The 12,264-nt window shown below is 49.8% G+C and carries 12 protein-coding genes; 6 read left to right on the top strand and 6 right to left on the bottom strand.

The annotated features are described in order from the left end of the window. Nucleotides 1-48 precede the first annotated feature (48 nt). Complete coding sequence (locus ACO0LG_RS19480) at nt 49-1,458, bottom strand: MBOAT family O-acyltransferase (protein ID WP_423029220.1); 1,410 nt, start codon at nt 1,456-1,458, stop codon at nt 49-51. 272 nt (nt 1,459-1,730) lie between these two features. Between ACO0LG_RS19480 and ACO0LG_RS19475 the strand changes: the two genes are divergently transcribed. Continuing rightward, nucleotides 1,731-2,369, top strand: a complete 639-nt coding sequence (locus ACO0LG_RS19475) for a DUF4166 domain-containing protein (protein ID WP_423029219.1) — start codon at nt 1,731-1,733, stop codon at nt 2,367-2,369. On the opposite strand, the gene ubiG is transcribed toward ACO0LG_RS19475, so the two are convergent. Both ubiG and ACO0LG_RS19465 read right to left on the bottom strand, forming a co-directional pair. Further along, nucleotides 2,296-3,045 (bottom strand): bifunctional 2-polyprenyl-6-hydroxyphenol methylase/3-demethylubiquinol 3-O-methyltransferase UbiG, encoded by a 750-nt coding sequence (gene ubiG, locus ACO0LG_RS19470; RefSeq protein ID WP_423029218.1) that lies wholly within the window; start codon nt 3,043-3,045, stop codon nt 2,296-2,298. The two genes, ACO0LG_RS19475 and ubiG, sit on opposite strands and share 74 nt — an antisense overlap. 38 nt (nt 3,046-3,083) lie before the next feature. Then, nucleotides 3,084-3,461: a thiol-disulfide oxidoreductase DCC family protein gene (locus tag ACO0LG_RS19465; protein WP_423029217.1), complete on the bottom strand. Its 378-nt coding sequence runs from the start codon at nt 3,459-3,461 to the stop codon at nt 3,084-3,086. A 100-nt stretch (nt 3,462-3,561) separates the two neighbouring features. Here ACO0LG_RS19465 and ACO0LG_RS19460 point away from each other — a divergent pair, with 100 nt between their 5' ends. Continuing rightward, nucleotides 3,562-3,927: a metalloregulator ArsR/SmtB family transcription factor gene (locus ACO0LG_RS19460; RefSeq protein ID WP_423029216.1), complete on the top strand. Its 366-nt coding sequence runs from the start codon at nt 3,562-3,564 to the stop codon at nt 3,925-3,927. On the opposite strand, the gene ACO0LG_RS19455 is transcribed toward ACO0LG_RS19460, so the two are convergent. Then, nucleotides 3,924-4,589 (bottom strand): hypothetical protein, encoded by a 666-nt coding sequence (locus ACO0LG_RS19455; protein ID WP_423029215.1) that lies wholly within the window; start codon nt 4,587-4,589, stop codon nt 3,924-3,926. The two genes, ACO0LG_RS19460 and ACO0LG_RS19455, sit on opposite strands and share 4 nt — an antisense overlap. 540 nt (nt 4,590-5,129) lie before the next feature. Here ACO0LG_RS19455 and ACO0LG_RS19450 point away from each other — a divergent pair. Further along, nucleotides 5,130-6,410 carry an NAD(P)/FAD-dependent oxidoreductase gene (locus ACO0LG_RS19450; protein WP_423029214.1) on the top strand — a complete coding sequence of 427 codons (1,281 nt, stop codon included), beginning with the start codon at nt 5,130-5,132 and terminating at the stop codon, nt 6,408-6,410. A gap of 55 nt (nt 6,411-6,465) precedes the next feature. Then, the gene (gene ftrA, locus ACO0LG_RS19445; RefSeq protein WP_423029213.1) at nt 6,466-7,434 is read left to right on the top strand and encodes a transcriptional regulator FtrA; all 969 of its coding nucleotides are present in this window, start codon (nt 6,466-6,468) and stop codon (nt 7,432-7,434) included. A 75-nt stretch (nt 7,435-7,509) separates the two neighbouring features. Here the strand turns inward: ftrA and ACO0LG_RS19440 are convergent, their stop codons facing one another. Together ACO0LG_RS19440 and ACO0LG_RS19435 are read right to left on the bottom strand one after the other, a co-directional pair. Then, entirely contained in the window at nt 7,510-9,144 is a 1,635-nt protein-coding gene (locus ACO0LG_RS19440; RefSeq protein ID WP_423029212.1) for an alpha-amylase family glycosyl hydrolase, read from the bottom strand. 142 nt (nt 9,145-9,286) lie between these two features. Further along, nucleotides 9,287-10,312 (bottom strand): glucokinase, encoded by a 1,026-nt coding sequence (locus tag ACO0LG_RS19435; protein WP_423029211.1) that lies wholly within the window; start codon nt 10,310-10,312, stop codon nt 9,287-9,289. A 285-nt stretch (nt 10,313-10,597) separates the two neighbouring features. On the opposite strand from ACO0LG_RS19435, the gene ACO0LG_RS19430 reads away from it, so the two are divergent. Then, a complete protein-coding gene (locus ACO0LG_RS19430) occupies nt 10,598-11,521 on the top strand; it encodes an alpha-1,6-glucosidase domain-containing protein (protein ID WP_423029210.1) in 924 nt (307 codons plus the stop codon). Continuing rightward, nucleotides 11,490-11,726, top strand: coding sequence for an alpha-1,6-glucosidase domain-containing protein (locus tag ACO0LG_RS19425; protein ID WP_423029209.1), 237 nt, complete (start codon nt 11,490-11,492; stop codon nt 11,724-11,726). Before ACO0LG_RS19430 ends, ACO0LG_RS19425 begins: the two co-directional genes overlap by 32 nt. Nucleotides 11,727-12,264: the final 538 nt, after the last annotated feature.

The following is a 12,264-nucleotide window of genomic DNA, read 5'->3' as shown; positions in this document are numbered from 1 at the left end:
TGTGGATGAGGTGGCTGAACTGGATGATTTCATCTTTTGCTTCCAGTCTCAAAAACGAAAATAAATAAAAGGATTGTAAGCCCCGGTCGCCAGGCTGACTGCCGACAAGACAAACAATATCAGGCTAAGAGCAGGTGCGATCATCCTGACAGCTACCAGCGATTTATTTACCACCTGGACGACAGGAGTAGACACCAGGGTACCTATGCACAGAGCCGTAATGACCGTTCCATTCATGAAACTCATGACAGGAGCGACTGCATTATCTGCGGGCATGCCACCTGCCATGGCAAGGAGGTAATGCAAGGCCTGGACAAAACTGTCGCAACGGAAAAATACCCAGCCCACCATCACCACCAGTATCGTATACACATGCCTGCATGCTCTGGGCAAGGCTTCCAGCACGTTTTGCAGACCGGTACGTTCCAGCACCAGAAAAGCGCCGTGATAGAGGCCCCAGGCCACAAAGGTCCAGCTTGCGCCATGCCAGAGCCCGCACAGGAAAAAAACGATCAACAGATTGCGGTAAGTGGTAAGACTGGAGCCACGGTTCCCACCGAGCGGTATATACAGATAGTCACGGAACCAGCGTGACAAGCTCAGGTGCCAGCGTTGCCAGAACTCCGTGATGGATTGCGCGACATAAGGATAATTGAAATTGCGCGGAAACGTAAAACCGGTGACCAGGCCCAGACCTATCGCCATATTCGAATAGCCAAAGAAATCAAAATAGATTTGCAAGGTATAGCAAGTGATGCCCAGCCAGGCGCTGGCTAGCCCCAAAGATTCTGGTGCCAATGAAAATATCTGGTCAGCAGGCAAGGCCACACTATTGGCGATCAAGACTTTTTGCGCCAAGCCGAGAATAAAAATCTTGATACCCAACTCCACTCTGCGCACAGTATGGTGACGCTGGTGTAATTGCCTGGCGATCGTAGAGAAACGAATGATGGGCCCGGCAATCAACTGCGGAAACATAGTGATATACATGGCAAGGGCAAACAAATTCTTTTCATGTGTCGTCTTTTTGCGATAAACATCCACCAGATAAGAAATCGCATGGAAGCAAAAGAAAGAAATACCCAGCGGCAGCGTAACTGCCTCTGCCTTGGGCATATCAATGCCGACACCATTTAGCACGGCGTACAGACTATCGAGCACAAAATTGAAATATTTGAAGTAACCCAGCAAGAGGAGATTAAAACCTATGCCTGCGATGAAGATGGATTTTCGAGTACGGCCTTTTTCTTGCGCCCGGCCCATGCCCAGCCCGCACAAGTAATTGAGCAGGATGGACATCAATAATAAGGGCAGGTTCTTTGGCTCTCCCCAGGCATAAAATATCAGACTGGCGAGCAGCAAGACAATATTGCGGATATGGTGAAACGGCAATGCAAAATACAAGACGAGAAAGATCGGTAAAAAATAAAATAAAAAACTCACCGTACTAAAAACCATGTTTTGTACTTTCTCTTGTGCTTGCTTATTTGTACTCGATGATCACAGCGCCCGCCATTTCCATCTATGGCCAGCTCTTGAACAAAATATATGTTTGGTGCGGGATTTTAATGCCATGTGCTGTAAAAAAGAAGCATAAGCCTGTTTTGCCTGTGGCTAAGGCATTTTACTGCGCCTCTGCAATCAAGATAAATCAGGGCCACACCGAACAGTGTCAGCGATGCTTTTTTATTTTTCTGGCTTACTTTGCAGGCTTGGTTTGCAGCATTACAATGGCACGCATGACTACAGAAACCACGATGCAGAGTCCCCCTCTTACTTCGGTTCGTGAGTGGTTTGGTGATTCTTTCAACAATTTGCATCCTCTCCTGCAGAAAATCCATCTCCATGGCGGTTCGCTGCAAGGCGAGATAGATATCAAGCTGGGAAAGGGGCTGGCTGGCTTTCTGGGACGCGGGCTGGCAAAGAAGCTGGGCATACCGACCACACATGCCCGATCAGGCTACAAGGTCAGTATCACCCATGCGCCAGGACAATTGATTTGGGCCAGAGAATTCATTGCGCCGGATGGCAAGGTAGAAAAACTGGTCACTGTGTTTACGCCGCATGGCCAATATCCGCATGCTTATTGGCAAGAAAGCACAGGGTTGATGCATTTCCGCCTGACGGTAGACATTCTTGAAGGCGGCGGCTGGAGCTGGCGCGTTCTTGCGGCACACCTGCATGGCATACCCTTGCCAGTGAAGCTGTTTCCGCAATCGCAGGCCTATAAATGCATAGAAGATGGACGCTATCGTTTTTATGTAGGCTTTGTCATGCCTGGCCTGGGCTTGCTGCTCAGTTACTCTGGCTTGCTGGAACTTGCACCTGCAATGGTTTCTGCATCGCCAGCAGATAGCCTACCCCCATGAAACCATGCAGGCGAAAGTGCTGAGTCAGCGGGTTATAGCCCAGGCCATGCTGGCCCTGCAACGCCAGGCCGCTGCTGTTTGCCATGGCGAGTAATTCTGCTGGTTTGATAAATCGCGCATATTGATGGGTACCTCGCGGCAGGATCCGCATGAAATATTCCATCCCCACAATCGCCAGCGCATAACTCAGGGGATTTCGGTTGATCGTTGAGAAAAATACCCAGCCACCAGGTTTGACCATCTCTGCACAGGCCTGGATGACAGCAGCGGGAGATGGCACATGTTCCAGCATTTCCATGCAGGTAATGACATCGTAGTGTCCAGCATGTCCCCCGGCCCATGCCTCGGCACTACTTTTAGCATAATGCACATCCACATCCTGGCCTTGCGCATGCCACTGGGCGATTTGCAAGGGTTTATCAGCCAGGTCTATGCCTGTGACTTTGGCACTCTTGCGCGCCATGGATTCTGCCAAAATACCGCCACCACAACCCACATCCAGCACCTGCTTGCCTGCCAGCTGAGCCAGGCTGTCTATCCATTCCAGCCTGTGTGGATTAATTCTGTGCAGAGGCTTGAATTCTGAATTCTCATCCCACCAGCGGCTTGCCAGGCTATTGAAACGTGCCAGTTCAGCTGGGTCGGCATTGCTTGCTATCGTATGAATTGTGCTCATGACATTTTCTATTGATTGATGATAATCGAATCAGGGTCTTACCAGTGACCGCGCCTGCGGTTCCAGCGGTACAGGTGTCTGGCGATGAAGTTATACAGTGGCCGCGTGAAAAAACTCAGCCTTAATGTCAGCCAGGCCAGCCAGCGACGGCCACTGGTTTGCGACCACAAGGCAGCCAATGCCTGCTCACCTGTCAGCAGCTCGCCATTGGCATTGCGCACATGCAGGCGCTCGCGTACGGCTTCCAGCTCGCTGTTGATTTCTTTTACTGCATCAGGGTCAGTATGCACATCTACCCAGTTGATCTTGCAAATCTGCATGCGCCCGCGCTGATCGCGTATGCCAGCATCACATACAGGGCAGGCACTGTTGTAATAGACCGTCGTGCTGCCTGCAATGTCTTTGTCAGTTTCCATGATACCTGTCTGCTTTTCTTCAGTTCACGATTCAAGCATATACCTTATTTAGCTAAATGCCTAATTATCTAATTAACTTCACATTGCCAGCCAAAATGCTATGATGGGTAATCAACAGTTTTTACGTATTATGGAAAAAGTATTTGAAGCCCTGGCATCGACGCCACGCCGGAAGATTCTGGCTTATTTATCGGAGACAGAATTGTCTGCCGGGGAAATTGCTGCGCGTTTCGAGATGACCAAACCGTCCTTGTCCAAGCATTTGCGCATACTGGAGTCAGCAGGACTGATTGCCAGCGACAAGCGCGGGCAATTTGTTTTCTATCGTCTGCAGGGGGACAATCTGGCAAATACACTGGCTAGTTTCATGCAGGCAGTGTGCCCGGTATCCAAGTCCCTGAAAAAAGAAAGCAAGGCTTTGGCAGAGAAAAAGTCTGTTGAAAAATCCGTCGAAAAATCTGCTTAATCGCGCGCGGCAGGCAACTCACTTTTTTGCGTTTTTAGGAGTGCCTGCGGCTTGGCATTGACTCTGCTCAATAAGGCAGGAGGCGCCAAGGGAGTATTCTCCCCGGCAAATAATTTCTTGACCAGGTAAGCCATGCGGTTCTTCTGGAAGTCGTCATAACCATTTAATATAAGTTCGACTGTCGCAAGCTGGTGTTCCAGTTTTGTGCTCACGATGGGTGAAATCCAGTCTGTACGCCAAGTCATTATTGCGCCATTATCCAGTTCAAGATGGCCCAGCACTGGATTGCCGCCCGAAATTTCGCAGGCCAGCGCGTGACTGAAATCTTCGGCATAAAACTTTCTTAAAGTTCCCAGTCCAAAATCGATAAGGTACTGCTCATCGACTATGCAGACAGCATGACCTTCCTTTTGCTGCTCATGCGAAAAACCCTTAAAGCCTATGTAAAAAACACCGTTATTTTGCGTGATTTCGGCATAGCATCCCTGTACTCTGGCTGCATAGCCTTTTTTTGATAGTATGTGCGTCAACATGGCAGACATCGCAAAACAGCAACTACCGTATTGCCTGAAAAAATCGAGGATTTCAAAATCATCCGCAACCTGCCTCAGTTCATGGGCAAGTTTGCGGTCTTTTACTACTTGTAGAAATGCGGCATTCATTGTTACGAATTAAGACAATGAATGAAAATTCATGCATCATCAGAAAATATATTTACAAAAAACAATAATATAAAATTCACAATGATTTGTACGTGATAAATCGTAATTACTTGTAAGCAGATGTTTCTACTTGGCTTCTGTTTCCTGCTATTTCCCGCCATTTCTCGCTGACTCAGGCTAGCAGAGTTGCGCAACAAAACCAGACAGTGCTTAGCGCGGAACCGATCAATTTTTCGAAAAGCCGGGGTCACCCATTAAAATTGGGGTCACCTATTAGCCCCGCTAGTCAAGTAGCCGAACCACTGCCCTGTTCAGTGTTCAGTTAAACCAAATCCCTTCACCAGATCAGCATTTTTTTGCAAAATCTGACGAAGGTTTTGGTTCAGTTGAACACTGAACCGATTATTTTTTAATCAGTGGGAGCAATAAAAATTGTTCAACTGCTTAAAATTAAGCAAATCAAGGGACAGAGAAGCGTGCATGCTTGCCTTGCCAATGCTATTGCGTGTAATTTGACGGCTTTTCTGTAAACAAGCGCTCATGACCCTCCAGGAAAATTTGCAGCATACCTTTTATCAGGCAAGTACTGCGGCTATTGACTACCCATCTCTGCAAGAAAACCTTGATTGCGAAGTCTGCATCATCGGCGGTGGTTTTGCTGGTCTGGCAACGGCAATGGGATTGCTGGAGCGTGGACTCCGCAATATCGTTTTGCTGGAAGCGGAAGAGATAGGCCACGGTGCCTCTGGCCGCAATGGTGGTTTTGTGTTTGGCGGTTTCAGCCTCGACAATGCAAACCTGATCAAGCAAGTTGGCCCTGAACCTGCACGCAAGCTGTATCAATTGACGCTGGATGCAGTTGCCCTGATACGCCAACGCATCAAGCAACATCAGATGGAATGCGACGTCAACGATAACGGAGTCTTGCTGGCCAACTGGTTTGATAATGCGAAAAAGCTCGAGCAACAAAGAGATTTCATGCTGCGCGAATTTGAAGTCGACTGGACGCCGTGGTCCCGGGAACAGACCCGTGCCGTGTTACATACTGAGCGGTATTTTGGTGCCTTGCATGAACGGAATGCATTTCACTTCCACCCACTGAAATATGTCCAGGCTCTGGCCAGGGTGTTGAGCGTCGGGGCTGTGCGCATTCATGAGCATAGCCGCGTAAGCGCAATCGATGCTGGTAGCGCTGAAAAGATCGTGCGCACTGCAAATGGCTCGGTGAAAGCGCAACATGTGGTCGTCTGTTGTGGCGGCTACATAGAGAAGCTTTATCCACAGTTGGGGCGCTCGGTGCTGCCTATCGCCACCTATGTCATGGCGACTGAAAAACTGGGCGACAAACTGGCAAGCGCGATGCAAACCGGCGCTGCGGTTTATGATACCCGCTTTGCCTTTGATTATTACCGGCCACTGGCAGACAGCCGCCTGCTCTGGGGCGGGCGTATTTCTATACGCGACAGGCAGCCCGCCGAAGTCGCCGATTTGCTATACGGTGACATGCTCAAGGTGTATCCGCAACTGGCTGGAACAAAGGTCGCATATGCGTGGAGCGGCTTGATGAGCTATGCCCAGCACAAGATGCCACAAATTGGCTGCCTGCCTGACGGTATCTGGTATGCCATGGGTTTTGGCGGCCATGGCATAGCACCAACCACGCTGGCAGGCGAAGTCGTGGCGCAGGCAATCGCTCACAAGCAAACTTTACCTCACGGACTTGATCACTACGGCTTGCCGCCCGCCTTTGGCAGCCTGGGCTTGATGGGAGCGCAATGCGCCTATTGGTACTATGAATTGCGTGACTGGATGCGCGAATAATCAGTTTGGCAGCATGGAATATGTCGCAAATCTAAAGATGCGGTAAGATCAGGCCATGAAACCACATCTTGTCGTTGCCCTTGCCTATGATCAATTGTGCACCTTTGAATTTGGCTGCACAGTAGAATTATTCGCCCTGAGCCGCCCGGAACTGGGTGTAAACTGGTATGACTTCGCCGTCTGCGCTGCCGAGCCTGGTAAGTTGCGGGCCGCCGGCGGTATTACGGTAGAAGTGCCACATGGCCTGGATATGCTGGATCAGGCTGACACTATCATCATCCCTGGCTGGCGGGACGCAGATGAAATACCGCAGCCAGCTTTGCTGGACAAAATCCGCATGGCACATGCGCGTGGTGCGCGTATCTGTACTATCTGCTCTGGCGTATTCATCCTCGCTGCTGCTGGCATACTCGATGGCAAAACCGTCACCACTCACTGGCGCTATGCCGAAAAATTGCTGAGACGCTATCCAGAAATCACAGTTCAGGCAAACGCCTTGTATGTAGATCAGGGGCAAATCATGACTTCAGCAGGTTCTGCCGCAGGGCTGGATATGTTGCTGCATCTGGTACGCAAGGATTATGGTGCGAAGGTCGCCAATATGGTCGCACAACGCCTTGTGGTACCGCCGCATCGCGCAGGTGGGCAGGCACAGTTTGTACCACGCCCCATGCCCGCAGATGAACATGCACGTCTGGCCAAATTAATGGACTGGGTCAGGTCCAACCCTGCCCTGCCGCATAATCTGGCCTCAATGGCCGAGAAAGCTGCCATGAGTACCCGCACCCTGCAACGTCATTTCAGGGACAGCACAGGCATGGCACCAGGTGAATGGCTGATACGTGAACGCGTTGCCATCGCCAAGGAATTGCTGGAGTCACCAGTAAGCAGCCTGCCAAAGATCGCCGAGCTGGCAGGCTTTGGTTCAGAAGAATCCCTGCGCCGCCATTTCCGCCGCATCGTTGCGAACAGTCCCGGCAATTATCGCAAGCAATTTTCTATCGATGCACACACATTGTTGTAATGCTCAGATTTCAAATCCAGAAAAAAAGGGCTGCACGAACTTCGTACAACCCTGTCAAGCGCTCTGCAATAAAAATTATGCTGACAATCCCCCAAACCAGGCACCATAAGCCGGGAGCTCAACGACATCGTCCCTGACGTTTCCTGGCAGACCTGCTTCCTTCAATTGCGTAGCACCTGCCACCGCTGGCCATGTAAAACTGACGGGCTGGTTCCCGAGATTGAATGCGGCCAGCAAACTATTGCTGCCAGCCAGGTCACGGCGTATCGCCAATACCGGCTCAGGGGCATCGAAGAAACTGATTTCTCCCCGGCTGAGTTGCGGATATTTTTTGCGCCATGCCAGGATATGGCGGGCAAAATTCAAGACAGACTGATCATCCTGATCTTGTGCAGAAACTGCATGTGCCGCATGCTCAGCCGGAACCGGCAACCATGGTTTGCCAGAACTGAAGCCGGCATTTACTTGATCTGCCTGCCAGGGCATGGGCGTGCGGCAACCGTCGCGGCCCTTGAATTCTGGCCAGAAAGTAATGCCGTACGGGTCTTGTATATCCTCATAGGCGATGTCGGCTTCTGTCAGCGCCAGCTCATCTCCCTGATACAGGCAGGGTGTGCCTTTCAAGGCCATTTGCATGACCAGCAGCATCTTGGCAAATTGCGGCGTCGCCCCTGCCCCACCCCAGCGCGTCATGACGCGCACAGAATCATGGTTACCCACGGACCAGGATACCCAGCCACCTTTGACCCGCGCTTCGTACTCCTCCACTTGCTGGCGGATGTAGGCAGCAGAGTAAGTCGCTGTCAGCAAATTGAAGCTATAGGCCATCTGCAATTTATTGCCATGGGCGGTGTAATCTGCCATTACGGCCAGCGAATCATCGGCCCCTACTTCACCGATGGCGATCGCGCCATATTCATTCAACAAGCTGCGAATTTTTTCCAGGAAGGCCAAGTTCTCTGGCTGTGTCTTGTCATGAATATGCGCCTGCATGCCATAGGGATTATTGTCCTGCACAGTCTTGTTATCGCGCACCTGGCTGGGTGGATTATCCCGCAAAGCCTGGTCATGAAAATGGAAATTGCAAGCATCGAGACGGAAACCATCCACACCACGTCGCAACCAAAAACGCATATTGTCGAGATGCGCCTGCTGCACTTCCGGGTTGTGGAAATTCAGGTCAGGCTGGCTGACAAGAAAATTATGCATATAGTATTGACGACGGCGTGCATCCCACTGCCAGGCAGAACCTCCAAATACAGACAGCCAGTTATTCGGCGGTGAACCGTCTGCCTTGGGATTGGCCCAGACATACCAGTCGGCCTTGGGGTTGTCGCGGCTCTTGCGGCTTTCAACAAACCAGGGGTGCACTTCCGAGCAGTGCGACAAGACCTGGTCTATCATGATCTTCAAACCTAGCTCATGCGCACGCTTGAGCAAGGTATCAACATCAGCCAGCGTGCCAAAAATGGGATCGACATCGCAATAGTCTGCGACGTCGTAACCAAAGTCTTTCATGGGCGAAGTGAAAAAAGGCGAGATCCAGACGATATCAACGCCCAGGCTGGCGATGTAATCGAGTTTAGAAGTAATACCAGGCAAATCGCCTATGCCATCACCATTGCTGTCAGAAAAACTGCGCGGATAGACCTGGTAAATCACGGCATCACGCCACCAGTCGCTTGTTTGCTCTTTGTTAGAGTTATTCATGGAAATGGAGTTTGATTATTAATCTGAAAAGCAAGGCCTCTCAACACAGGGACACGGAGACACAGGGATACAGAGAAAGGCAAAGAGAAAACATGAAGGAGAGTTTTACTTACCAGATCAAGCTTTTCCCTCAGAGCCTCCGCTATGTATCAGCATGTCCAGCCAGCAACAGTCGTTCATTCAATATTGCAGAAACGCCCAGAAAAGCAGGATACTCTGCCGTGATCAGGTAAGTCGGTATTTGTGCCAGATAGTCAGCAAAGCGCCCCTTCGCTTCAAAGCGCTGGCGAAAAGCTGACAGGGTGAAAAATTCCCCCAGGCGAGGTACGATACCACCACCTATATACACTCCACCTGTCGCGCCCAATGTCATGGCCAGATTGCCAGCGATGGTGCCCAGCATGGCGCAAAAATAATCTACAGTGCGTGTGCAGATCGCACAACTGCCATCGAGTGCGCGACGGGTGATATCTGCCGCATTCATTTCTTTAGTATGGGTTTGTTTATCCATTTGCGCCAGGATGCGGTACATCAATTCCAGACCCATGCCTGAAATCAGCCTTTCGGCAGAGGCATGCGGATATTCTTTCCAGACCTCGCGCAGGATAGCTATCTCCAACTCATTGCTGGGAGAAAAACTCACATGTCCACCTTCGCTGGACAATGCGACCCAGTGCCCGGCAGATGGAATGATGCCCGACACGCCAAGGCCGGTACCGGGGCCTATCAAACCTATGGCGCGATCGGCCTGGGCACAGCCGCCACCTATCTGTACGCGCTCATGGGCAGCAAGATGCGGCAAGGCCATCGCCAGTGCGGTGAAGTCATTGACGACGACCAGATTATCAAACCCGGCAGCCTGACGTAAAGATTCTATGGAAAAAGTCCAGTGATGGTTGGTCATGCGTACCAGATCACCATCAACAGGATTGGCAATGGCGATGGCCGCATTTTTAACTGGCGACTGACATACCGCTATCACTTCTGGACTGGATAAATAGGCGGCTATGGCAGATTGCAGGTCAGGATAAGCATTACATGGCAATACCGCAATGGCGGTAAATTCATGGCTCTGCATTTCCAAGGCGAAACGCGCATTGGTGCCACCTATGTCTGCCAGCAAGCGCGGACCAGCATTACATGATTTTTTTAGATTATTACTCAACATCTCACCATTTATGTTTTTTGCGCCTGAGTGGTGCCGAAATAAAAAAACAGGCCGCCAACAAATTTTATGTAACAATACTACATATATCAGCACCTGGTGTCTAACAAATTTACGATTATTAGGTTAAAATTTAAAAAAATGTTGCCTTGATGCTGACTTAAACCACAATAAAACCGGTAAAACTCGCTGTAAACATGATTTTAATTATGTAGTCACACTACTTTTTAGTGGTTCGGACCTGGCTAAAATCAGAGTAAGGAAGCTTGTTTTATCAAGGAGACTGTTTTGTTTTTCGAACAAACAATTGCCCATCCAAAAAGCTACCGCAGCTTTTTAATGGTGTGCGCGCTCACGACTTGTGTCGCAACTTGTGGCAGCCATGCTGTCGCCAGCAATGTGTCAGACACACGCATTGCCACATGCAATGCGGGGCAGTTTGAAAGCACCTTGTCGCCAGCCGCAATACCAGCCACAAAAGCACATGCCTATTGGCTCTCCAGTAAGTTGATACGCTGGCCAGGCTTGGCAGCGGGGAACAAAGTCAAGCTATACCTATCCAGGATGGGGCAACTTAAACTGAGCAGGGACACTAAACCAGACGGCTTTGATGAAGTAGTTGTACTGACCGAATCAGACACGGCACTAGATAGTGACATTGCAAAACGCTTTGACTTTACTAAGCCAGGTAAAGTAGTTGAGCTCTCTTCTGCCAGTTTGCAACAATTGCGCTCATTACATCAATCGCAAGTAATGCTCGTCACCGAAGACAGTGAGGGCACCAAACATATCATCGAATTCAGGAAAATGGTCGTGGCCTTGCACCATGTGGGCGTTGACATCCTGCGTTCCAAATCCATGGACAGCAATAGCTACAATTCCGGCGACTGGTTCAACCGGCTGGACTGGAACTATGGCGACAATTATTTTGCTACGGGCTTGCCACCAGAAAAAGACAATGCCCAGTTTTACCCTTACATCAAGGCGGCACTGAAGCAGGCAAATAGTAAGCCGACGCGTGCAGATATTACTTACAGACAGGATCAATTCCGTGATTTATTGCAGATCAGGGCCAGCTCCAGCCTGTTCAGATTGTCTACTGCATCCGATATCTCACAGCGCCAGCATTTCTACAATACCGGCCCCACGCAAAATCCCCTGCTGATTGCAGCACATCTGGATGTGCAAACAATTGACGGGAGCAAATTTTGACTCTGCCATGTGCTTCATCAATATCAGTCCCGAAGCGCAATCATTAATGATAGACAAACAAAGTCAGCGCAGCTATCAATTGCACCCCACACATTTGCTTACACAAGCAACAGATAAACGTGTTGCAGCAGAAGCGAAATATGAGAGTATCAGTGGGCGGTGTACGATTCCCGCCCTGAGTGCTGTAGGCTTTGTAGGACAATAGGAAGGAAGTAGAAGTCAGCCTTATCTTTTTGGCGCATAACTTCAGGTGTGTAATGTTGATTTTGGTGCGCAACAGGCGTCATGCAGTGCAAAATTTTTCCATATAGATGCTTTACTGGCGAGAAAGGTAGCCTTCAACATGGTTCAAATATTGCTTATTGCTTAGCTATTTTGAAGGTGAAAATACACAAGGAAATTGCCTGCGACGGGGTACAAATCAGCAGCCGCCGATTATTTAGGGAAGAGATTCATATGCTTGCTACAAAAAATATGAAAAGTTTTCAGTCAAGAAACGTAAATTTAACACCAACAGCGGTTATTATTACCGCCTTCATATTCTAAGATCGAGGAGACAGCCGGAATGGATTTTTCAAATCGCCAGCAAGAGCCGGGGAAGAAGTTTATAGGCTTAGGGCTGGTTATCGCATTTCACGTACTGGTGGTATATGCCCTGGTATCTGGATTGGCGCGCAAAGCGATGGAAGTGGTGATCAAGCCAGCAGAAGTCAAGCTGGTCGAAGAAGTGAAACCACCGCCCC

The sequence above is a fragment of the Undibacterium sp. Ji42W genome (assembly GCF_049340405.1).
Lineage (GTDB): Bacteria > Pseudomonadota > Gammaproteobacteria > Burkholderiales > Burkholderiaceae_D > Undibacterium.
The sequence above is the reverse complement of the archived record's forward strand: the minus strand, read 5'-3'. Positions and strand labels throughout refer to the sequence as shown.